The 23049-nt window shown below is 72.4% G+C and carries 18 protein-coding genes; 8 read left to right on the plus strand and 10 right to left on the minus strand.

Annotation, left to right across the window (positions count from 1 at the left end):
* The first annotated feature begins 305 nt into the window (after nt 1-305).
* Both guaA and ABD709_RS09565 read left to right on the plus strand, forming a co-directional pair.
* Nucleotides 306-1886 carry a glutamine-hydrolyzing GMP synthase gene (gene guaA, locus ABD709_RS09560; RefSeq protein ID WP_344774696.1) on the plus strand — a complete coding sequence of 527 codons (1581 nt, stop codon included), beginning with the start codon at nt 306-308 and terminating at the stop codon, nt 1884-1886.
* Nucleotides 1887-1936: 50 nt separating this feature from the next.
* Nucleotides 1937-4078, plus strand: a complete 2142-nt coding sequence (locus ABD709_RS09565; protein WP_344774698.1) for a SpoIIE family protein phosphatase — start codon at nt 1937-1939, stop codon at nt 4076-4078.
* Here the strand turns inward: ABD709_RS09565 and ABD709_RS09570 are convergent.
* Nucleotides 4075-4737 (minus strand): TetR/AcrR family transcriptional regulator, encoded by a 663-nt coding sequence (locus ABD709_RS09570; RefSeq protein WP_344774700.1) that lies wholly within the window; start codon nt 4735-4737, stop codon nt 4075-4077. The genes ABD709_RS09565 and ABD709_RS09570 overlap by 4 nt on opposite strands.
* An 84-nt stretch (nt 4738-4821) precedes the next feature.
* On the opposite strand from ABD709_RS09570, the gene ABD709_RS09575 reads away from it, so the two are divergent.
* The 3 genes from ABD709_RS09575 to ABD709_RS09585 are packed head-to-tail and all read left to right on the plus strand — an operon-like array spanning nt 4822 to nt 8105.
* Nucleotides 4822-6033: an oxygenase MpaB family protein gene (locus ABD709_RS09575; RefSeq protein WP_344774702.1), complete on the plus strand. Its 1212-nt coding sequence runs from the start codon at nt 4822-4824 to the stop codon at nt 6031-6033.
* A 48-nt stretch (nt 6034-6081) separates the two neighbouring features.
* Nucleotides 6082-6966: a DUF1295 domain-containing protein gene (locus ABD709_RS09580; protein ID WP_344774704.1), complete on the plus strand. Its 885-nt coding sequence runs from the start codon at nt 6082-6084 to the stop codon at nt 6964-6966.
* On the plus strand, nt 6963-8105 hold the full coding sequence (locus tag ABD709_RS09585; RefSeq protein ID WP_344774706.1) for an FAD-dependent oxidoreductase: 1143 nt from the start codon (nt 6963-6965) through the stop codon (nt 8103-8105). Before ABD709_RS09580 ends, ABD709_RS09585 begins: the two co-directional genes overlap by 4 nt.
* A gap of 4 nt (nt 8106-8109) precedes the next feature.
* On the opposite strand, the gene ABD709_RS09590 is transcribed toward ABD709_RS09585, so the two are convergent.
* The 4 genes from ABD709_RS09590 to ABD709_RS09605 form a co-directional block, all read right to left on the minus strand.
* Nucleotides 8110-10137, minus strand: a complete 2028-nt coding sequence (locus tag ABD709_RS09590) for an HAD family acid phosphatase (RefSeq protein ID WP_344774708.1) — start codon at nt 10135-10137, stop codon at nt 8110-8112.
* 97 nt (nt 10138-10234) lie between these two features.
* Nucleotides 10235-10378: a GPGG-motif small membrane protein gene (locus tag ABD709_RS09595; protein WP_344774710.1), complete on the minus strand. Its 144-nt coding sequence runs from the start codon at nt 10376-10378 to the stop codon at nt 10235-10237.
* Nucleotides 10379-10492: 114 nt separating this feature from the next.
* On the minus strand, nt 10493-11383 hold the full coding sequence (locus tag ABD709_RS09600) for an alpha/beta fold hydrolase (protein ID WP_344774712.1): 891 nt from the start codon (nt 11381-11383) through the stop codon (nt 10493-10495).
* A 26-nt stretch (nt 11384-11409) separates the two neighbouring features.
* Nucleotides 11410-11856 (minus strand): DUF5709 domain-containing protein, encoded by a 447-nt coding sequence (locus tag ABD709_RS09605; RefSeq protein ID WP_344774714.1) that lies wholly within the window; start codon nt 11854-11856, stop codon nt 11410-11412.
* Nucleotides 11857-11984: 128 nt separating this feature from the next.
* Between ABD709_RS09605 and xylB the strand changes: the two genes are divergently transcribed.
* The 3 genes from xylB (at nt 11985) to ABD709_RS09620 (ending at nt 15823) form a co-directional block, all read left to right on the plus strand.
* Complete coding sequence (xylB, locus tag ABD709_RS09610; protein ID WP_344774716.1) at nt 11985-13409, plus strand: xylulokinase; 1425 nt, start codon at nt 11985-11987, stop codon at nt 13407-13409.
* Nucleotides 13410-13485: 76 nt separating this feature from the next.
* A complete protein-coding gene (gene xylA, locus ABD709_RS09615) occupies nt 13486-14655 on the plus strand; it encodes a xylose isomerase (protein ID WP_344774718.1) in 1170 nt (389 codons plus the stop codon).
* Nucleotides 14648-15823, plus strand: a complete 1176-nt coding sequence (locus ABD709_RS09620; protein WP_344774720.1) for an ROK family protein — start codon at nt 14648-14650, stop codon at nt 15821-15823. The genes xylA and ABD709_RS09620 overlap by 8 nt, the downstream gene beginning before the upstream one ends.
* Before the next feature lie 11 nt (nt 15824-15834).
* Here the strand turns inward: ABD709_RS09620 and ABD709_RS09625 are convergent, their stop codons facing one another.
* From ABD709_RS09625 to ABD709_RS09645, 5 genes are all read right to left on the minus strand, one after another.
* Nucleotides 15835-17064: an ROK family protein gene (locus tag ABD709_RS09625; RefSeq protein WP_344774722.1), complete on the minus strand. Its 1230-nt coding sequence runs from the start codon at nt 17062-17064 to the stop codon at nt 15835-15837.
* An 8-nt stretch (nt 17065-17072) separates the two neighbouring features.
* Nucleotides 17073-18353, minus strand: a complete 1281-nt coding sequence (locus ABD709_RS09630; protein ID WP_344774724.1) for a sugar ABC transporter permease — start codon at nt 18351-18353, stop codon at nt 17073-17075.
* 10 nt (nt 18354-18363) lie between these two features.
* A complete protein-coding gene (locus ABD709_RS09635; protein ID WP_344774726.1) occupies nt 18364-19173 on the minus strand; it encodes an ATP-binding cassette domain-containing protein in 810 nt (269 codons plus the stop codon).
* Nucleotides 19174-19268: 95 nt separating this feature from the next.
* Nucleotides 19269-20378, minus strand: a complete 1110-nt coding sequence (locus tag ABD709_RS09640; RefSeq protein WP_344774728.1) for a sugar ABC transporter substrate-binding protein — start codon at nt 20376-20378, stop codon at nt 19269-19271.
* A gap of 134 nt (nt 20379-20512) precedes the next feature.
* A complete protein-coding gene (locus ABD709_RS09645) occupies nt 20513-23038 on the minus strand; it encodes a bifunctional FO biosynthesis protein CofGH (RefSeq protein ID WP_344774730.1) in 2526 nt (841 codons plus the stop codon).
* Nucleotides 23039-23049: the final 11 nt, after the last annotated feature.

A 23049-nucleotide genomic window follows, 5' to 3' on the forward strand; every position in this document is an offset into this window, starting at 1 on the left:
TCGATCCGAGCCCGGGAATTCACGCTCCCTCCCGAAGTCCGGGCTCGGTCCAGGCACTGTCCAGCAGCTGCATGGACAGCCAGAGTCCGGCCACCCTCCCTCCCCGGCCGGGCTCTGGTGCTTTTTCACGCGCCTCCGGCCGAGCCCGCGAGGCCGGAGATCAGCGCGGGAGGTCGAGTAGCCGCACCGGTGCGAGGAACGAGCGCCGGTGGCCGGCGTATCGAGACCCGTAGGCGGCAGCGACCGGCGTATCGAGACCCCTGTGCCGCGGTCGCCACGCAGGCCACCCCCGATACGATCCACCCATGACGGCAGCGCCTGAGCACGACCACGATCTCGTCCTCGTCGTCGACTTCGGGGCGCAGTACGCGCAGCTGATCGCGCGGAGGGTGCGCGAGGCGCGGGTCTACTCCGAGATCGTGCCGCACTCGATGCCGATCGAGGAGATGCTGGCGCGGGAGCCGAAGGCGATCATCCTGTCCGGCGGCCCGTCGTCGGTGTACGCCGAAGGGGCCCCCGGCATCGACGACGGCCTGTTCACGGCCGGCACACCCGTCTTCGGCATGTGCTACGGCTTCCAGGTGATGGCCCAGGGCCTCGGCGGGACGGTCTCCGCGACCGGGCTCCGCGAGTACGGCCGCACGCCGGTCCACGTCGCCCAGGCCGGCACCCTGCTCGGGGGGATCCCCACCGAGCACCGGGTCTGGATGTCCCACGGTGACGCCGTGACCGCGGCGCCCGCGGGCTTCGAGGTGCTGGCCTCGACCGACAGCACCCCGGTCGCGGCGTTCGAGGACGTCGACCGCGGCCTCGCCGGCGTGCAGTGGCACCCGGAGGTGCTGCACACCGAGCACGGCCAGCGGGTCCTCGAGCACTTCCTCTGGGACATCGCCGGCTGCCGCCAGACCTGGACGATCGGCAACATCGCCGAGGAGCAGGTCGAGCGGATCCGCGAGCAGATCGGCGAGGACGGCCGGGCGATCTGTGCCCTCTCCGGCGGCGTCGACTCCGCGGTGGCCGCCGCGATCGTCCAGAAGGCGATCGGCGACCGGCTGACCTGCGTGTACGTCGACCACGGCCTGATGCGGAAGGGCGAGACCGAGCAGATCGAGCGCGACTTCGTCGCCGCGACCGGCGCCGACCTGGTGGTCGTCGACGCGGAGAAGCAGTTCCTGGACGAGCTGGCCGGCGTGACCGACCCGGAGACCAAGCGCAAGATCATCGGCCGGGAGTTCATCCGGACCTTCGAGGCCGCCGAGGTCGACATCATCAAGAGCGCCCCGGAGGGCTCCAGGGTCGGCTACCTGGTCCAGGGGACGCTCTATCCCGACGTCGTCGAGTCCGGCGGCGGCGCCGGTACCTCCAACATCAAGTCCCACCACAACGTCGGCGGCCTGCCCGAGGACCTCGAGTTCGAGCTGGTCGAGCCGCTGCGGACCCTGTTCAAGGACGAGGTCCGGCTGGTCGGCGAGCAGCTCGGCCTGCCGCCGGAGATCGTCTGGCGGCACCCGTTCCCGGGCCCCGGCCTCGGCATCCGGATCATCGGGGAGGTCACCCGCGAGCGGCTGGACATCCTGCGCGAGGCCGACGCCATCGCGCGCGAGGAGCTCACCGCCGCCGGCCTCGACCGCGACATCTGGCAGTTCCCGGTCGTCCTGCTCGCCGATGTCCGCTCGGTCGGCGTCCAGGGCGACGGCCGCACCTACGGCCACCCGGTGGTCCTGCGGCCGGTCACCTCCGAGGACGCGATGACCGCCGACTGGGCGCGGCTGCCGTACGACGTCCTGGAGCGCATCTCGACGCGGATCACCAACGAGGTGCGCGAGATCAACCGGGTCACGGTCGACATCACGTCGAAGCCTCCGGGCACCATCGAGTGGGAGTGAGTTTCCGGCTCTGACCTGCGGCGATGCACCCGCACTGCCATGATCTGCGTGTGCTGCTTCCCGACGCTCCCGCCTGGGTGGGCGACCTGGTCCACCTGGACGCGGTGGACCAGCCCGCGCTGGTGGCGGACGTCGACGGGCGGGTGCAGTACGTCAACCCGGCCGCGGAGGGTCTCTACCGTCGCCTGACCGCCTCGGGCGGACGGCAGGCGTGGCTGCCCGACCTGGTGACGGGCGGGGCCCGCGACGAGCTCGACCGGATCCTGGGTCAGGTCGCGGAAGGGTCGACCTGGCGCGGGCGGCTCGAGGTCGCGGGAGCCGATGGCACCCTGCGCGAGGTGGACGTGACCTGTGCGCCGCTGCGCGGTGCCGGCGGGAGCACCGGCGTGCTCTGCCTGCTGGGCGCACCGGTTGAGGCCGGTCCCGACGACGACCGGGACGCGGTCCGGCGGCTCAGCGTCCGGCTCGCGCTGCTGGCTCGCGTCGCCGCCGAGCTGGGCGCGGCGCAGGACGTCCGCACGGTCACCGAGGTCGTCATCTCCCACCTCTCCGACGCGGTCGGTGCCACCGTGGCGTCGCTCAGCCTGGTCGAGGGGGAGGAGCTCGTGCTCGCCGGGCTGCGGGGCGGTCTCGCGGGGGCGGACCAGCGCTGGCGGTCGCACCCGATCTCGTCGCACACGCCTGCGGCCGACGTCGTCCGCAGCGGTGAGCCGCTCTTCCTGACCGGCCGCGACGCGATCGACGCCGCCTACCCCCACCTCGAGAAGGCCGCGGACGGCGAGCGCTCGATGGTCGCGCTCCCGCTGAAGGCAGGGCACACGATCGGCGTCGTGACGCTGTCCTTCCCCGGCAAGCTGTCCCTCCGCGAGCAGGAGCTGGAGTTCATCGGCACCCTCGCCGACTCCTGCGCCCAGGCGCTCGAGCGGATCCGCGCGCAGGAGGAGGCCGCCGCGCAGGAGGCGCGAGCCCGGTTCCTCGCCCGGGCCAGCGCCGAGCTCGCGAGCAGTCTCGACTACGGCGTCACCCTGAGCAACGTGGCGAAGATGGCCGTGCCCGGCTTCGCCGACTGGTGCGGTGTCGACCTCCTCGAGGACGGCCGCCTGCACCGGCTCGCCGTGCAGCACGTCGACCCCACGAAGGTGCAGATGGCGATCGACCTCGAGCGCCGCTACCCCGCGGACCAGGAGGCGGGGGAGGGTGCATGGGCGGTGATCGAGTCCGGCGAGAGCATGCTGGTGCCCGAGATCGGCGACGAGATGCTCGAGGACGCAGCCAAGGACGAGGAGCACCTGCGGCTGATCCGTGCCCTCCGCCTGCGCAGCGCGCTGGTCGTGCCGCTCGTCGTCCGCGACCGGGTGCTCGGTGCGATCACGTGGGTGATGGCGGAGTCGGGACGGACCTACGCGCCGACCGACGTCGACTTCGCCGAGGAGCTCGCGCGCCGCGCAGCCGTCGCGATCGACAACTCCCAGCTGCACAGCCAGATCAGCATGGTCGCCCACGAGCTCCAGCGCGCCGTGCTGCCGGACCTGCCGCCGCAGCTGCCCGGCTGGGAGCTGACCAGCTGCTATGCCCCCGCCGGGCGGACCGAGGTCGGCGGCGACTTCTTCGACGCCATCCCGCTCCCCGACGGGCGGCTCGCGATCTTCGTCGGCGACGTCATGGGTCGTGGCGTCGAGGCGGCGGCGGCCATGGCGCAGATGCGTGCGGCGGTGCGCGCGTACGTCGTGGTCGACCCCGATCCGGAGGTCGTCGTCGAGAAGATGGACGTGCTGTTCTCGACCTACGACATCGGCCAGCTCGTCACCCTCGTGTACGTCGTCCTCGCCCCGGACTCCGCGACGTTCGTGAACGCCGGCCACCTGCCACCGATGGTGCTCGCGGCCGACGGGTCCGTCACCGTGCTGCCGATCGCGGACGGTCCGCCGTTGGGGGTGACCCCGGCCGAGCGGGTCGCCCGGTCGGTGCCGCTGACGTCGGGATGCACCCTGCTCGCCTTCACGGACGGCCTGGTCGAGCGCCGCGACGAGGCCATCGACGCCGGCCTGCAGCGGATCCGGGACCGGCTGCCCGCGCTCGGCGGTGAGCTGTCCGCCGAGCGGCTCGCGGCCCTGGTCGACGAGGTGCGCGACGACCGCCGCGACGACGACGTCGCGGCCCTGGCGGTCCGCTGGACCGGTCCGACGGGCTAGCGCGGCTCCAGCATCGGCACCAGGAACCGCCGCGCGAGGTCGGCGAGCTGCTCGTCGTCCTCGACGTCGACCACCTGGCTCGGGATGGCGAGGAAGGATCCCGACACCCGGACCATCAGCTCTGCCACCGTGTCCACGTCCAGCTCGCCGGAGACGTTGCCGGCCCGCTGCTCCTGGCGGAGCTGCCCGGCGACGAACTCTCGCACGGTCGCCAGGGTCACCCCGCCGTCGCTGGTCATCGAGGGCACCAGCTGGTCCGGCTCGGAGGCGAGCAGGCCACCGATGAGCGGGTTGCCGCGGATCGCCCGCAGCGCGCTCACGAACCCGACGACCACGCGGTCGGCGACCGTCTCCGCCCGTGCGACGTCGGCGAGGAAGCGGTCGAAGTAGCGCCGGAACTCCCGCCGCACGACCTGCTCCACCAGGACGTCCTTGGTCGCGAACCGCCGGTAGACCGTGATCCGGGAGACCTTCGCCCGGCGGGCGACGTCCTCCATCGTCGAGCGGTGCACGCCGGCCCGGCGGAACTGCTCGGCGGCCGCGTCGAGGATGCGGGAGCTGGTGTCGTCGAGCCCCTCCGTGCTCCCGACCGCCTCGCTGAACGCCCGCGCCAGGAGCGACCCGGCGAGGGCGGGATCGGCGGCGGCTGCGCTGCCCATGGCTCCTCCTCCGACGTTGCCCGACGTGCCGACGCGTGATACAAGGATACAAGTTGTGTATCAGCGTATCATCTGGAGGTCGTGATGGCGGAGCTCAGCAGGCGCAGGCTGTTGACGACGGGCGGTGCCCTCGGGGCGGTCGGCGCGCTCGCCACCGCGGCGCCGGCCTGGTCCTGGTCGCCGCTCGGGTCGGTGGTGGGCAGCGGAGCCGGTACGGACCCGCGCTGGGTCTGGGACGACGAGGCGGACCCCGTGGTCGCCGCGGTGCTCGACAGCGGCGACGTACCGGCGGTCAACGCGCTGCTGCGCACCTGGAAGACCAACGACCAGCCCCTCCCGGCCGGGCTGCCCGCCGACCTGCGCGACCTGATGGAGAAGGCGCGGCAGCTGCCCGCCTGGGTCGACCGCGGCAAGCTCGCCACGGCCGTGAGGTTCAACCAGCTGCGCGGCACCTACCTCGGCGTCACCTACGGCTTCGCGAGCGGGATGATGAGCACCGCCATCCCGCACGAGGCGCGGGCGGTCTACTACTCCGCCGGCGGCGCGGACATGAAGGACCGGATCTCCAAGACAGCCAAGCTCGGCTACGACGTCGGCTCGCCGAACGCCTTCCAGCCCGGCGGCCAGATGGTCGTCACCTGCGTGAAGACCCGGCTGGTGCACGCCGCCGTGCGGCACCTCCTGCCGCAGTCGCCGCACTGGGAGGGCGTCGCCGACGAGAGGGTCCCGATCAGCCAGCGCGACCTGATGGTGACCTGGCACAGCCTGCCCACCACGGTCATGAAGCAGCTGAGACGCTGGCGCGTGCCGATCGCCCCCGCGCACGCAGCGGCGTTCCTGCACTCCTGGCAGGTGACCGGGCACCTGCTCGGCATCCGGGACGAGTACCTTCCCGCGACCTGGACCGAGGCCAACGCCCAGGCGGCGCAGGTCCTCGACCCGGTGCTCGCGCCGACCGAGGAGGGGGTGGCGCTGGCCGACTTCCTGCTCGACCTCGGCGCCGAGGTCGACGGCGGGACGTTCACCCGGCCGTTCCTCGGTGCGTTCACGCGCTACACGCTCGGCGACCAGATCGCCGACTGGCTGCAGATCCCGCGCGAGCCGGGCTGGGACCAGGCCATCAAGGTCGGCTGGCCGGCCTTCATCCGGATGCGCGAGCTCGGCACGATCCTCCCGGGCGCGCCCCAGCTCTACTGGACCTTCGACGAGTTCATCCGGCGCGGCGCGCTCTTCTACCTGGCGGAGGGCCACCCGATCAGCATCGAGCTCCCGACCGGCAACAACCCGGACATCTGATCCCCGACACCCCGGCAGAACTAGAACACGTTCCATTATGCTCGGCAGGTGAGCCGGAGCGAGTCGCTGGCGCGGGTGACCGCGACGTACGTCGTCGCGCTCGGCGTCGCCGCCGCGTGGCTGGTCTGGGGGCCCGGCACCGACCACCTGTGGCTCGACGCGCTCGTGGCCGACGTGCTGGCGACCCTCGTCGTGTTCGTCGCGAGCCGCCTGCACCACAACTCGAGCTTCTACGACGCCTACTGGAGCGTCGCGCCGCCGTGCCTCGCGGCCTACTGGGTCCTCGCGAGCGACGGCGCGGGCAACGACGTGCGCACGGTCCTCGTGGTCGCCGTCGTCGTGCTGTGGGCCGTGCGGCTGACCGTCAATTGGGTCGTCGGCTGGCCGGGCCTGCACCACGAGGACTGGCGCTACCCGCTGCTCCGCGAGCGTGCCGGCTCCTTCGAGCTCCCGGTGGACCTGTTCGCGATCCACCTGATCCCCACCCTGCAGGTCTTCCTCGGCATGATCCCCGTGTACGTCGCCCTCGGTCGCTCCGGCCGGTCGGCCGGCTGGCTGGACGCCCTCGCCGTCGTGGTCGGCGTCGGCGCGGTCGTCCTCGAGCTCGCGGCGGACGCCCAGATGCGCCGGTTCGCCGGCGACCGGCGTCCGGGCGAGGTCATGGACCGCGGCCTTTGGGCGTGGTCGCGGCACCCCAACTACTTCGGGGAGATCAGCTTCTGGTTCGCCCTCGGGCTGTTCGGGATCGCCGCCTCGCCCGGCGACTGGTGGTGGTGCCTGCTCGGCACGGTGGCGATGGTCGCGATGTTCCTCGGCGCCAGCATCCCGATGATGGAGGGACGCAGCCTCGAGCGGCGCCCGGCCTACCAGGACGTCATCGACAGGGTGCCGATGCTGGTGCCCCGCCCGCCCCGACGCCGGGTCGGCTCGTGACCGGGCCCCGGGTCGTGGTGGCCGGCCTGGGTGACACCGGCACCCTGACCGCGATCCACCTGGCCCGGCACCTCGACGTCGTGGGCATCTCCGCCAAGCCGGGACTGGTCAGCGGCCAGGAGCTCGGCATGAGGCTCACCCGGCCCGAGGAGTGGGCGGAGGAGTACTGGACCGCCTTCGACCGCTACCGCCGGCTCGATCCCGCGCGGACCGTGCACGGGACGCTCACCGGCCTCGACCCGGACCGCCGTGAGGTCGAGGTCGAGCGCGCCGACGGCTCCACCACCCGCGAGCCCTACGACGTCCTCGTCATCTCGACCGGCGTCGCCAACGGCTTCTGGCGGCGGCCGCACCTGCAGGGCGACGAGGACGTCGCCACGGACCTCGAGGACGCCCACCGCCGCCTCGAGAAGGCGGACTCGGTCGTGGTCGTGGGCGGTGGTGCGGCCGCGGCGAGCAGCGCGCTCAACATCGCGCTGCGCTGGCCCGAGAAGACCGTGGACCTCTGCTACCCCGGCGACCGGCCGCTCCCGCGGCACCACCCACGTGTCTGGGGCCACGTGCGCCGGCGCCTGGTCGCGGCCGGCGTGCACCTCCGGGCCGGTCACCGCGCCGAGCTGCCCGCCGGCTTCGGCGCCGACGAGATCACGACCGGCACCGTCACCTGGACGACCGGGCAGGAGCCGATCGCCGCCGACGCCGTGGTCTGGGCGATCGGGAAGGTTCGGCCCAACACCGGCTGGCTGCCCGCCGACCTGCTCGACGAGCACGGGTTCGTGCGGGTGCTCCCCACGCTGCAGCTGCCGGGCCACCCCGAGGTGTTCGCGATCGGCGACGTCGCCGCCACCGACCCGCTGCGCTCGTCGGCGCGGAACCGGGCCGACCGGATGCTGGCGCACAACATCCGCGCGTACCTCGCGGGGCGGACGCTGCGGTCCTTCGACCCGCCGCGCCGCCGCTGGGGATCGGTGGTCGGTCCCCAGCGGGACGGGCTGCAGGTGTTCGCCCCGTCCGGGCACCCGTTCCGGTTCCCGGCGTGGTCGGTCCGGCGGGTTCTCTTCCCGTGGATCGTGCGCCGCGGCATCTACGGCGGCGTGCGACCCGCCCCGGCCGCGCGCGTGCGCGGCCGGGACGCCTGAGAGGTCAGGGCAGGTAGTAGGTCGGGTTCGGGAGCTTGTACGTCGCGTCCGCGAACCCGCCCTTCAGGTCGGAGAACTGGTCGCCGAAGTTGGCGACGATGTCCAGACCGAGGTCCTGCTCGACGTGCTTGCGGGTCTGCGACTTGTACTCGATGGTCGAGCACGAGGCCGGGTTCCCGTCCACGCTGCAGTCGATGTAGGGAGGCGTCTCCGCGAACGGCGGCTTCGTGAAGTAGTTCGACGCCAGGAACAGCGGGTCGCCGCCCCCGTCGACGTACCCGACCTCGAAGAGGTTGGCGATCGTCGCGGCCTGCTGGCTGGTCCCGCGGCCGGTGAGGCCGATGATCGTGCAGCCCGCCGCGTCTGCGGCCTTGACCACGTCGACCATCCCCGGCACGGCCGGGAACCACTTGTTGGTCACCCACGTGTTCTGGCGGGTCGGGTTGAAGACGAACTTCATGTCCCCGTCCTCCATGTCGTAGGTCCACAGCGTGGTGTCGTCGGCGTCGAACACCGCGGCGGGGAGGTCCGGCACGGTGATCGCGTCCACGGCGGCCTGGGCGTCCGCGACGTCGGCGCGGTCCGCCGCGACCTGCTCACGGGCGGCGTCGACGGCCAGCTGGCGATGGGCGACGACGTGGCGCCAGTGGTGCACGGCCTTGCGGGCGCGCTGGCGCTCCTTCGGGGTGTCCGCCTGCGCCAGCCGCTTCTTCGCGGCGTCGAGCTGCGCCTTCGCCGTGTCCAGGCTGGTACGGGCGCTCTGGAGCGTGGCCTGATCGGCCGCGAGCGTGTCCTGCGCGTCGGCCAGGGTGGCCTGGGCGTCGGCGAGGTCGGCGGCGGCGTCGTCGTGCGCGGTGACGGCGTCGGCGCACTCGGTGCCGACCTGGTCGGCCCACGTGGCGGTGCTGTCGGTCATCTCGGAGATGTACGGCGAGGCCGACTTGTTCGCGATGCCGTTGCTGACCGGCGTCCCGTCCGGGAGGGTGCCGGGGCCCGCACCGTAGTAGGCGCGGACCTCGCTGCGGACCAGGTCGATGTTCGGGATGTGGTCACCGGGCTCGGTGAGACCGCTCGAGCCGTCGGGCAGCATCGTGTACGTCGACGGCGGCACCATCGCCGCGTCCGACGCCGGCGCGTTGGCGAGGTCGGGGCTGGCGAGGAAGTAGGTGGGGTTCGGGATCTTGACCGAGCGGTCGGCGTACCCGCCCCACAGGTCGCTCCACTGGTCGCCGACGTTCGCGACGATCGTGCTGCTGGTGGAGTCCTCGATGTGCTCACGGGTCTGGGCCTTGTACTGGACCGTCGTGCACCGGCTGCCGGCCGGCGTGCACTCGGCGATGTAGTCGGGCTTCTCGGCGGCGGTGTTGTACTTCGTGAAGACGTTGTCGTTGTCGAAGATCGGGTCGCCCTGGCCGTCGACGTACCCGTCGTCGGTGAGGTTGGCGATCGTCGCGTCCTCCTGGCTCGCCGGGCGACCGGTGATCACGTACAGGCCGTAGCCGCGGGACAGGATCTCCTCGACGGTGTCGACCATGCCGGGCACCGCCGGGAACCACCCGTTGTCGACCCACGGCTGCTGCTTCGCAGGGTCGAAGACGAAGTTGGTCGCGGCGTCCTCGAAGTCGTAGTTCCACAGCAGCGTGTCGTCGGCGTCGAACACGACGACCTGGCCGGGACGCGCGGTGCTGCGCAGCGAGTCGAGCAGGTTCTGCTCGATGCCCTCGACCTCGGTGACGTAGGGAGAGCTGTCCTTGTTCGCGATCCCGTTGCTGGCCGGGGTGCCGTCGGGGAGCGTGCCCGCGCCCGCGTTGTAGTACTTCCGGATCGTGCTCTTGGTCGAGTCGACGTTCGGGATGTCGGCCCCCGCGGCGGGGCTGGCGACCGATCCGGTGGCGGCGTTGATCGCCATCGTGAACGTGTGGTGCGGCTCGAGCGCACTGTCGTCGGCGACTGCTGGGTCGCCGGCGCTGAGGAGGGTGAGCGCGAGGGTCGTGACGCCGGCGACGAACGCGGCGGGCCGGGAAAGATGCATCGGTACTCCGAGAGGCTGGGGGTCAAGTGCGCGTGACGCTACGCCCCATCGGCCGACGATGCACCAGGTTCCCCGAGGACACCCTCCTCAGCGACGATCAGGTGAAGATGCTGACGCCACCGGGCCCGACCAGCAGGCCGACGATGATCAGAACCGCGCCCCAGAGGATCTGCCCTCTGAACAAGCTCACGATCCCTGCCACCACCAGGATGACGGCGATGATCCACAGGATGAATGCCATGGTTTCCCTCCTCGCTTTCTGGGCTGCGTAAGCCCAGACCCGCAATACCCCGTGGCCACGGCGGCATCCTCTCCGCGGTGGCGACTTTGCCGTGGGCGGTGCAGGGCGGCTCCGTCAGCGGTTGCCGGTCAGCCGGAGCAGCGCCGGCACGACGACGTCCCAGGTCGACGGTGGCGGCGCCTCGTGCCCGACGCCCTCGAGGGGGAGCAGGGTCGCGCCGGGGATCGCCCGGGCGAGCGCCCTGCCGTGCGGCAGCGGGAACAGCGGGTCCGCCGTTCCGTGCACGACCAGCGTCGGCACCGTGATCTCGCCGAGGCCGGCGTCCGGGCTCGGGCAGTCGCGCATGACGCCGTGGTTGCCCAGCCCTCCCGGCACCGACGGCATCCGCTGGACGACCCGTGTCGCGATGGAGCGCCAGCGGTCCTCGTCGAACGGTCCCCGGGCGAACGCCCGCTGGCCCTCGACGACGTGCTCGACGACGGCGGCGGTGTCCGTCGCGTCCTCCGGGCGCAGTCCTCCGGACCGGAAGTAGTCCGCCAGCTCCGGCTCGGGCGGCGGGAGGTCGTCGGGCATCCCGGGCAGCGCGCCGCTGGTGTCGACCAGGGTCAGGCTCTCGACGCGGTCGCGATGGAGGACGCCGAGCCACTGGGCGAGCGCGCCGCCCATCGAGATCCCGACCACGTGGGCCGAGGCGATCTCTCGTGCGTCGAGGATGCCGACGGCGTCGTCGACCAGATCGGCGAAGGAGTAGTCCGGCTCGCCCGCCGGGTACGTCGTCGAGCGACCCGTGTCGCGCAGGTCGTAGCGGACGACGTACCGGCCCCCGACCGCGAGCCGCCGGCAGAAGTCGTCCTCCCACCAGTCCATGGAGCTGTCCCGCCCCGCGATCAGCAGCACCGCGGGGTCCGACGGCTCACCGAACGCCTGGGAGCAGAGGTCGACCCCGTTCACCCGCTGGATGCGCTCGTCCTCGATCCGGCACTCGTCCATGCCGGTGCCGACCACGGGGGCGGCCGGAACTCATCGCGGGGTCAGAGGTCGGCGTCGTCCTCGACCACGTGCACCGCGGCCTCCTCGGCGCTGGCGGCGGCGCCGTCGATCCCCACGTCGATGCCGACCAGGTCCTTCTCCTCGTCCTCACCGAAGCCCTCGTCGGGGTCGACCAGGCGGCCCGCGCGGCGGTCCCCGACCTCGTGCTCGTCCGCGGACTCCTGCTCGTCCTCCTCCGCGGCCTCCGCGTAGGGGTCCGGCTCCGGGATCTCCTGCGCGATCCGCTGGTCGAGGGACTCGCCGACCGCCTCCTCGTAGGGTGTGTTGCCGTAGCCCTCGGCCGCGGACCACTTCTCCGGCGGCGAGTAGCCCCGGTCCGCCTCGTCGACCTCGTCGTCGAGGAGCAGGTCCTCGGCCGCGGGCTGGTCCTCGTCGTCGACGCTGTAGTCGCCGTAGACCTCGCCGTCCTCGGGCTCGTTGGTGGGCACGGGGTCTCCTTCTTGTCGGTGGGGCTGTGCTCCCGAACGTACCCGCGCAGCCCACCGCCAGACAGGTCCTCCGGCCCTGGTGGCGGTGCGCGGTTGACTTTAGTTCGAGACTCGTACTAAATAGTCGTATGCCTCTCGTCCTCGGTGTCGACTCCTCGACCCAGTCGACCAAGGCCGTCCTCGTCGACGCCGACGACGGGACCGTCGTCGCGCACCGCACCGCGCCCCACCCGGCGGGCACCGAGGTCGACCCGCGCGCCTGGCTGGCCGCCTTCGACGACGCGACGTCCGGGCTGATCGACCGGGCCGCGGCCGTCGCCGTCGGCGGCCAGCAGCACGGGCTGGTCGCGCTGGACGGGACCGGCGTACCGGTGCGCGACGCGCTGCTCTGGAACGACACCCGCAGCGCGGCGGCCGCGCGCGACCTGATCGAGGAGATGGGCGGCGCGCAGGCGTGCGCGGACGCGATCGGCAGCGTCCTCGTCGCCTCCTTCACCGCCACCAAGCTGCGCTGGCTGCGCGACAACGAGCCCGCCAACGCCGGCCGGGTCGCCGAGGTGCTGCTCCCGCACGACTACGTCTCCCGGCACGCCGCGCGACCCGGGACCCCGGCGTTCACCGACCGGGGCGACGCGTCCGGCACCGGCTACTTTGCGACCGCCGAGGGCGCCTGGCGCCCCGACCTCGCCAAGGCCGCCCTCGGGCACGAGCCGGCCCTGCCGGCCGTGGTCGCGCCCGGGGCCGTCGCTGCGCACACGGTCACGGACCAGGTCGTGGCCGCCGGCACCGGTGACAACATGGGCGCCGCGCTCGGTCTCGACCTGCGGCCCGGCGACGTCCTGGTGTCGATCGGCACCTCCGGAGTCGCCTCGACCGTCAGCCGGTCGCCCATCGCCGACGGCACCGGCACGGTGACCGGGTTCGCCGACGCGAGCGGCGGCTTCCTGCCGATGGTGACGACGATGAACGCCGCCGGCATCCTCGACCTCCAGGCGAAGTGGCTCGGCGTCGATCACGACCACCTCGCGATGCTGGCGATGCAGTCCCGGCCCGGCGCGGGCGGCGTGACGTTCCTGCCCTACTACGGCGGTGAGCGCACGCCGAACCGGCCGGACGCCACCGGAACCTGGACCGGGCTCACGACCCGCACCACCCGCGCCGACCTGGCTCGAGCCGCCTTCGAGGCGATGCTCTGCGCGCTCGCCGACGCCGTCGACGCCCTCCTCGCCGCGATCCCGGAGAGCCCCCGGCGGGTGCTGCTCGTCGGCGGCGCGACCCGCAGCCCGGCCGTCCGCGCGCTCGCGCCGGCGATCCTCGGCCGGCCAGTGCTGCTCCCGCCGCCGGGGGAGTACGTCGCCCTCGGCGCCGCCCGCCAGGCCGCCTGGGCGCTCAGTGGCGCCGCCACCCCGCCCGACTGGCCGCTGGCCGGCACCGAGACCCTCGACGCCGCCCCCCAGGTCGCCGTACGCGCGGCCTACGCGGCGCTCCGGGACTCACCGTCGAACCCTCACTTGGAGCACGTCGAAGCGTCAGTTCGGTCCGCACCAAAGTGAAGGCTCGACGTGCTCGAACTGAGGGTTCGACACCTCTGACCGCACCCACACCGCATCCACATCGAGAGGCATGACGATGAGCATCCAGATCCCCGCGCCGACCGCGGCCGACAAGTTCTCCTTCGGGCTGTGGACGGTGGGGTGGCAGGCGCGCGACCCGTTCGGCGACGCGACCCGGGGGCCGATGGACCCGGTGCACGCGCTGGAGAAGCTGGCGGAGATCGGCGCCTACGGCGTGAACTTCCACGACGACGACCTGATCCCGTTCGGCAGTGACGACTCCACCCGCGACGGGATCATCGAGCGGTTCAAGAAGGGCCTCGCCGACACCGGCCTGGTCGTGACCACCGCGACCACCAACCTGTTCACGCACCCGGTGTTCAAGACCGGCGCGTTCACCAGCAACGACCGCGACGTACGGCGGTTCGCGCTGCGCAAGGTGATGCGCAATATCGACCTCGCGGCCGAGCTCGGTGCGGAGATCTACGTGTGCTGGGGCGGCCGCGAGGGTGCCGAGTACGGCGCCTCGCAGGGCGTCGCCGAGGCGCTGGACCGCTACCAGGAGGCGTTCAACCTGCTGGGGGACTACGTCACCGACAAGGGCTACGACCTGCGGTTCGCGATCGAGCCCAAGCCCAACGAGCCGCGCGGCGACATCCTGCTACCGACCATCGGTCACGCCCTCGCCTTCATCTCCACGCTGGACCGGCCCGAGCTGGTCGGCGTCAACCCGGAGATCGGGCACGAGGAGATGGCCGGCATGAACGCGGCCGCCGGCTACGCGCAGGCGCTGTGGCAGGGCAAGCTCTTCCACATCGACCTGAACGGCCAGAACGGGCCGAAGTACGACCAGGACCTGCGGTTCGGCGCGGGCAACGTGCGCGGCGCGTTCTGGGTGGTCGACACCCTCCTCGCCGGCGGCTACGACGGTCCGGTCCACTTCGACTACAAGCCGGCCCGCACCGAGGACGAGAACGGGGTGTGGGCGTCCGCGAAGGCCTGCATCGACAACTACCTGATCCTGCGGGAGAAGGCGAAGGCGTTCCGGGCCGACCCCGAGGTGCAGGCGGCCCTCGAGGCCGCGCGCGTCCCCGAGCTCGCCGTGCCGACGCTGGGCGAGGGGGAGGGCTGGGAGCAGCTGCTGGAGTGGCCGCTGCCGGACATCGAGGCGATCGCGGTGCGCGGCGGTGCGTTCGAGCGGCTGGACCAGCTCGCCCTCGAGCACCTCTACGGGGTCCGTGGCTGAGAACGCCGGCGCCGAGCTGCTCCGCCGCCGCAACGCGGCCGCGGTGCTGCGGTCGCTGCGGCACGACGGCCCGGCCAGCCGGGCCGAGCTGTCCGGCCGGACCGGATTGGCGAAGGCGACGGTCGGGAGCATCGTCGCGGGTCTCGAGGACGCGGGCGCCGTACGCGAGCACGAGCAGGTGCGCAGCGGTGACCGCGGCCGGCCCGGGGTACGTCTGACCCTCGCGGGCGGCCGCCCGGTCGGCGTCGGCCTCGAGGCGAACGTCGAGTACGTCGCCGCGGTCGTGGTCGACCTGTCGGGCACGGTGCGGGCGCAGCTGACCCGGCCGGTGGCCTCGGTCGGAGCGGTCGCGGAGGCGCTGGCCGCCCTCGCCGACGAGGTCGCCGTCCTGGTGCGGGACGCGGGCCAGCGCGCGATCGGCGGGACGGTCGCCGTACCGGGCCTGATCGCCGAGGACGACCGCACCATCGCGTGGACGCCCAACCTCGGCATCACCGGGACGGGCGTCGCCGAGCGTGTGGACCGGGCCTTCGGCTGGACCGGGCGGGTGCGGGTGAACAACGACGCCGACTGCGCCGCGCTCGCCGAGCTCCACCACGGAGCGGGGCGCGGCAACCACCACCTCCTCTACCTGACCGGCACCGTGGGGATCGGCGCCGGGCTGGTCGAGAGCGGCCGGCTGGTGCGTGGTGCCCGCGGGTTCGCGGGCGAGGTCGGCCACCTGCCGATCGGCGAGCCGGAGGCGCGCTGCGGCTGCGGCCGTACGGGCTGCTGGGAGGCCTCGGTCGGTCTGCACGCCCTGCTGGCGCGCTGCGGGGCCGCCGAGCTCGCGACGCCGGAGGAGACCGCCGCGTCGCTCGCCGAGCGGGCGGCGACCGACCCCGCCGTCCGCGCCGCGATCGAGGAGACCGGGCGACTGCTCGGCCGCGGACTGGTGATCGTCTCCGGGATGCTCGACCCGGCTGTCGTGGTCCTCGGCGGCTACTTCGAGCCGCTCGGCGAGCTCGTCCTCGCTCCTGCGCGGGCCGTTCTCGCCGGCGCCCTGGCCGCCCCGGTCCAGCAGCCCCCCGAGCTGCGGGTCGGCGAGCTCGGCACCGAGGCAGCGGCCCTCGGCGCCGCCGAGCGCGCCGTCACGGCTGTCTTCGACGGGCTGGTGGACCTGGTCTGACCTTCTCCCGGTCAGCCGGCGAGGCGGGAGCGGGCGTCGGTGACCGCGGTCGCGAGGCTGGCGACGGGGTCCGCGAACACGGGCTCGAAGGCGTTCTCGGCGGCCCCGAGGAGGACGGAGTCGGTGCCGAGGCCGGGCAGGGAGAGGCGGACGGACTCGAAGGCGGGCGCCATCGCGCGCTCGGCCAGGCCGGCGTTCACCTCGGCGCGGAGCAGGCGGTACATCGGGCGGAAGTAGCCGCCGAGGATCACCACGCTGGGGTTGTAGGCGTTGACGACGGCAGCCAGGCCGCGGCCGATGTCGGTGGCGATCGGGCGGAGCTCCCGCGGCGCGGTCGTCACCTCGTCGAGGATCTCGCCGAGCCGGTGCACCTGGTCCCCGGGGGAGCGGAGCGCCTCGGCGATCACGTGCGCGCCGACGGCGGTCTCCCAGCAGCCCTGGCTGCCGCAGTGGCAGGCGGGCCCGCGGGGATCGAAGTTGAGGTGGCCGACCTCGCCGGCGTACCCGACGGCGCCCTCGAGCCGCGCGCCCCCGCTGATGATGCCGGCACCGACACCGACGTTGCCGGAGATGAAGATGAGGTCGTCGACACCCAGGCCGGCGCCGCGGTTGTGCTCGGCGAGCGCACCGAGGTCGGCGTCGTTGCCGAGCCGGACGGGCACGTCGAGGTCGAGAGCGGCCTGCACGATCGAGCCGAACGAGACGTCGGTCCAGCCGAGGTTCGGTGCCTGCCGGACCAGCCCGTCGCTGCGCCGCACCAGGCCGGGGACGCTGATCCCGATGCCGAGCAGCGGCGCCTCCGCGGGTGCCCACGACACGACGTGCCGGATCAGGGCTGCCACCGACGCGCCGACCTGCCAGGCCTCGGTCTCGTGGGTGATCGCGGCCTCGGCCCGCTCGAAGGCGCGCCCGCCGAGCCCGACCCGGGCGACGACCGCCCGGTCGACGCCGAGGTCGACCGCGATCACGTAGGGCCCCTCGTCCGCGACGCGGACGCCCGCTGAGGGCCGTCCCGCCGTACGCCGGGCGGCCGTGCCGCCGCCGCCGGGCTCGGCGTGCTCGGTCAGGCGGAGCTCGGCGAGCTCGCCGACCAGGTCGGCGATCGTGCTGCGGTTGAGGCCCATCGCGGTCGTCAGCTGCGCTCGCGAGATCTCCCCCGTGCGGTGCACGTGGCGCAGGACGGTACCCAGGTTGTGGCGCCGGACCGCTTCCTGGTTGGTGCCACGTTGGCTGCTCGGCATGGTGGCCGCTAGACGCCCGCGCTGGAGCGGCGGCGGCGGGAGATCGCGTCGACGCTCGCGGCGAGCAGGAGGACGCCACCGGTCACCAGGTAGTTGATGTAGCTCGCCTGGTTGAGGAGGCCGAGACCGTTGGGGATGGTCGCGATGACGAGGCCGCCGACGACGGCGTCCATCGCCCGCCCGCGCCCGCCGAAGAGGCTGGTGCCGCCGATGACGGCAGCACCGACCGCGTAGAGCAGCACGTTCCCGCCGCCCGAGCCGGGGGACACCTTGCCGGTGTAGGAGGCCAGGAGCAGGCCGCTCACCGCCGCCATCGACGAGCAGATCACGAATGCCGCGACCTTCATCCCCGTGACGTTGATGCCCGCCCGGCGCGCCGCCTCGGCGTTGCCACCGACGGCGTAGAGGTGCCGGCCGAACCGGGTGCGGCCGAGGACGAAGGTCCAGAACATGAGGAGCGCGATGACGACCGGCGCCACCCACGGAACCCCGCTGATGTTGAAGAGCAGCGGGTTCGGCGCGCGGTTCTCGTTCAGCAGCGCGGTGAGGCCGAGCACGATCACGCCGAGGACCGAGATCTGCACGAGCACGATCGGGAGCGGCTGGTGGACGAGTCCCCTCGCCGAGCGGGTGCGGTAGCGCCAGAGGGCGAGTGCGGCGAACCCCACCACGATCACGACGGCGGCGATCCAGCCGGCGGTGACCGGGACGTTCTTGATCGACAGACCGCGCAGCACCGTGTCGTCGTACCGCAGCGAGCCGCCGGAGCCGATGATCTTCAGCGGCACCGCCTGCAGCGCCAGGAAGAACGCAAGGGTGACGACGAAGGACGGGATGCCCAGCATGGAGACGAGCACTCCGATGGCGAGCCCGATCAGCGCCCCGACCACGATGCCCGCGAGGGCACCCAGCCACCACTCCCAGCCGTACTCGAGCATGGTCTTCGCCGTGATCGTCGCGCAGACGCCTCCCGCGACACCGGCGGAGAGGTCGATCTCGCCGAGCAGCAGGACGAAGACGAGGCCCATCGCGAGCACGCAGATCGACGCGGCCTGGATCACCAGGTTCGCCATGTTGTACGTCGTCAGGAACTTGTCGTGCAGGGTGGCGAAGACGGCGAACAGCACGATCAGGCCGAGGATCGCGGGCAGCGAGCCCATGTCGCCGCCGCGAAGCCGGTTGAGGTAGGCGGCGACGGAGTCGCGGACGGTCACCGACTGGCGGTTGTCGCCGGAGAAGTCGGAGTCGGCGACGCCTTGCGTGCCGGGGTCGGTGGACTGGACGGTCATCGTCTGCCTCTCAGATGCTGGCCGTGGCCACGTTGCGGATGCCGAGCTCGCCGGAGCGGCCGGCGGTGATCAGCTCGACGACCTGGTTGTGGGTGACCTGGTCGGCGGGGATGTCGGCGGCGACCCGCCCGAGGTAGAGCGCGGTGATCCGGTCGGCGACCTCGAAGACGTCGTTCATGTTGTGCGAGATCAGCACGACCCCCAGGCCCCGGTCGGCGAGGCGGCGGACCAGGTCGAGGACCTGGCGGGTCTGGGCTACGCCGAGGGCCGCGGTCGGCTCGTCGAGGAGCACGATCCGGGAGTTCCAGAGCACGGCCTTGGCGATCGCCACGGTCTGGCGCTGGCCGCCGGAGAGGCTCGCGACGCTCTGCCGGACCGACTTCACCGTGCGCACGGACAGCGACGCGAGGGTCTCGCGCGCCTTGGTCTCCATCGTGACGTCGTCGAGCACCGGACCGGTGCGCAGCTCGCGGCCGAGGAACATGTTCTGGACGATGTCCAGGTTGTCGCAGAGCGCCAGGTCCTGGTAGACGACCTCGATGCCGAGCGCCGCCACGTCGCGCGGGTTGTGGACGTTGACCGGGTTGCCCTCGTAGAGGTACTCGCCGCTGTCGCGCCCGTAGATGCCGGCGATCACCTTCACCAGGGTGGACTTGCCGGCGCCGTTGTCACCGACGAGCGCGGTGACCTTGCCCGGGTAGACCGCGAAGTCGACGTCGTGCAGGACGTGGACCGCGCCGAAGCTCTTGTTGACGCCCTTGAGCTCGAGCAGCGGCGCCTCGGGAGCGAAGGAGGGCGCGGCCTCGGTGGGTTGTGTCATCGGTGATCGCCTTGCACTTGATTGTTGGTCGGATCGACAAACTCGTGCCGGTGCCGCCCCCGCCCCCAGGGCAGGGACGGCACCGGAGCCTGGGATCAGGGCTGGATGCCCGCCTGGTCGCAGAGCTTCTTGTAGTCGCCGGTGCACACGTCGTCGTACGTCTGTCCACCGTCGGCGATCACGTCGCCCACGTTGTCCTTGGTGATGGACTTCGGGTCGAGCAGGATCGAGGGCACGTCGCGGTTGCCGTCGGAGTCGTGGACGGTGCCGGTCGTGTCCGCCTCGCCACCGGTGGCGAGGGCGATGGCGGCCTCGGCGAGCGCACCCGCCTCCTCCTTGGCCGACTTGTAGACGGTCATGCACTGGGTGCCGGCGAGGACGTTCTGCAGACCCTCGACGGTCGCGTCCTGGCCGGTGACCGGGACCTTGCCGGCCTGGCCGTTGGCGTCGAGCACGCCGATCGCGGCGCCGCCGAGACCGTCGTTGGCTGCGAGCACACCGTCGACCTTGCCGTCCGCAGCGGTGTAGAGCTGCTGGAAGATCGTCGCGGCCTGCTCGTTGTCCCAGTCCGGGACCGCCTGCTCGCCGACGACGTTGTAGTTGCTGATCTTGTCGAGGACGCTGTGCGCGCCGTCGGCGAAGAGGGTGGCGTTGTTGTCGGTCGGCGAACCGTTCAGGTAGATGATGTTCGCCGACTTGTCACCGAGGCAGTCGGCCAGGCCCTGGCCCTGGAGCTCCCCGACCTTGGTGTTGTCGAAGGAGACGTAGTACTGCGCCGAGCCGCCGAGCGTGAGCCGGTCGTAGTCGATGGTCGCGACGCCGGCCGCGTTGGCCTTCTCCTCGATCGCGGCGCCGGACGCCGAGTCGAGGTTGACGATCGCGAGGACGGTGACGCCGTTGCCGATCATCGAGTCGGCGATCTGGGTCATCCGGTCCGCGTCGCCCTCGGCGTTCTCGATCTGGTAGTCGACACCCGCGTCCTTGAACGCTGCCTCGAGCGCGGGCCGGTCGGCCGACTCCCACCGCACCGACGACTCGGTGTCGGGGAGGATGACGCCGATCTTGCCCTGGACGTCGCCGCCGCTGCTGCTGCCGCCGCTGCTGTCCGAGCCCTTGTCCGACCCGTCGTCCCCGCACGCGGTCAGCGCGAGCGCGAGCCCGAGGCCCGCCACCGCCAACAGCGCGCTCTGCTTGCGCTTCACCATCAAAAGCCTCCTCGCGATGTCGACCCCGCGTCCGGCGGACGCATCAATCAAGGGATCGATATGTTGTTCGCCACAACATATGGAGTGATGGCGGTCACGTAAAGAGGTAGATCGAGGATTTTGCGAAGTTGTGATCAGCGCAGGTCGTAGAGCGTGCTGCGCTCGCGCACCGGGCGGTCGATGCCGGCGGCGATCTCGGTGAGCTCGGCGACGGTCTTGGCGGAGCCGTGCTCGGAGCCGGCCATCCGGGAGATCGTCTCCTCCATCAGGGTGCCACCGAGGTCGTTGGCGCCCGCCCGGAGCATCGCCCGGGTGCCGTCCACGCCGAGCTTGACCCAGCTGGTCTGGATGTTGCGGATCCGGCCGTGCAGCAGGATGCGGGCCATCGCGTGCACGGCGAGGTTGTCGCGCAGCGTGGGCCCCGGCCGGGCGACGCCGGCGAGGTAGATCGGCGAGGAGGTGTGCACGAACGGCAGCGGCACGAACTCCGTGAAGCCGCCGACCCCGGCCTCGAGCGCGCGGTCCTGGATGTCGGAGAGGACGCGCAGGTGGGAGACCCAATGCCGGGGGTTGTCCACGTGGCCGTACATCATCGTCGACGTCGTCGGGATCCCGAGCCGGTGCGCGGTGCTGATGATCTCGATCCAGGTGCGGGCCGGCAGCTTGCCCTTGGTGAGCACCCAGCGGACCTCGTCGTCGAGGATCTCCGCCGCGGTGCCGGGGATCGACCCGAGGCCGGCCTCGCGGACCTTGATCAGGAAGTCCTCGATCGACAGGCCGGTGCGCGCAGTCCCGTTGACGATCTCCATCGGCGAGAAGGCGTGCACGTGCATCTCCGGGACGCGCTGCCGGACCGCCTGGACGAGGTCGAAGTACGCCGAGGCGGGCAGCTGCGGGTCGATGCCGCCCTGCATGCAGACCTCGGTGGCGCCGAGGTCCCAGGCCTCCTCGGCGCGGTCGGCGACCTCGTCGTAGGACAGCGAGTAGGCGTCGGCATCGGTACGGCGCTGGGCGAATGCGCAGAACCGGCAGCCGACGTAGCAGACGTTGGTGAAGTTGATGTTCCGGTTGACGACGTAGGTGACGTCGTCCCCGACGGTCTCCCTGCGGAGGTCGTCGGCCAGCCGGCACACCTCGCGGAGCAGGTCGCCCTCGGCGGTGATGAGCGTGAGGGCGTGCTCGTCGGACAGGTTGCCGGGATCCCGCTCCGCCGCGCGGAGCGCGTCCTTCTCGTCGGTCGCGTGCGCACCGGGACCACCGGTGCGCCGTGCCGCGGCGCGCACCTCGTCCCAGTCGCCGTAGACCTCGTCGAAGTCAGAGCGGCGGTCGGCGGTGCGGCCCTCGGTGTCGACGGAGGCGTGCAGGTCGGTCCGTCCTGAGCTCTCGAGGCCGCCGTCGGGCTCCTGCCAGGGGAGGCCCCGGGGCCGGACGCCGGGGATCGCGAGACCGTCGTCGGTGGCCAGAGCCGCGACGTGCGCGGCGACCCGCGGGTCGAGCCAGGGCTCCCCGCGCCGCAGCGCGCCCACGACGTACTCGGGATGGACGGTGAGCCGGGCGCGCAGGTCGAAGCCGCACTCGGCGGTGACCGAGCGGAGCCGATCGAGGGAGGGCCAGGGGCGCTCGGGGTTCACGTGGTCCGGGGTGAGCGGGGAGACGCCTCCCCAGTCGTCGACGCCGGCGTCGAGCAGGGCGCGACACTCGGAGAGGTCGACCAGGTTGGGCGGCGCCTGCACCCGGGCCCTCGGGCCGAGCACGATCCGGGTGACGGCGATCGCCGCGCGGTAGTCGTCGAGGCCGAGGTCGTCGGTGTGCCGCATCGCCGTGTCCGGCTTCGCCCGGAAGTTCTGGACGATCACCTCCTGGACCGCGCCGTAGGCGCGCGAGGTCTGCCGCAGGGCGAAGATCGTCTCCGCCCGCTCCGCGAGGGTCTCGCCGATGCCGACCAGCAGGCCGCTCGTGAACGGGACCGAGAGACGGCCGGCGTCCTCGAGCACGCGGAGCCGGACGTCGGGGTCCTTGTCCGGGGAGCCGAAATGCGCCTCGCCCCTGGTCTCGAACAGCCGGCGCGAGGTGGTCTCGAGCATCATCCCCATCGACGGGGCGACCGGCTTGAGCCGGTTCAGCTCCTCCCAGGACATGACGCCCGGGTTCAGGTGCGGCAGCAGGCCGGTCTCCTCCAGCACCCGCACCGCCATCGCCCGGACGTAGGCCAGCGTCGAGTCGTAGCCCTGCTCGTCGAGCCATGCCTGGGCCTCGGGCCAGCGGTCCTCGGGCCGGTCGCCGAGCGTGAACAACGCCTCCAGGCAGCCGAGCGCGGCACCCTGGCGGGCGATCTCGAGGATCTCGTCGGGGGAGAGGTACGGCGCCCTTCCCTCACGAGCCGCCTGAGCCGGCGTCTCCACGAACGTGCAGTAGTGGCAGCGGTCCCGGCACAGCCGCGTGACCGGGATGAACACCTTCGGCGAGTAGGTGACGACGCCGGGCCGGCCGGCGGCGACCAGGCCGGCGTCCCGGACCCGCGCCGCGGCCGCGGTCAGCCGGTCCAGGTCCTCGCCGCGAGCGGCCAGCAGCGCGGTCGCCTCGTCGGTGTCGATCGCGGCGCCGCGCTCCACGCGGGCCAGCGCTCGGCGTACCTGATGGGCGTTCGGCACGTCTGTCACCCGGCTCACGC

Source organism: Nocardioides panacisoli (genome assembly GCF_039537325.1).
GTDB classification, from domain to species: Bacteria; Actinomycetota; Actinomycetes; order Propionibacteriales; family Nocardioidaceae; genus Nocardioides; species Nocardioides panacisoli.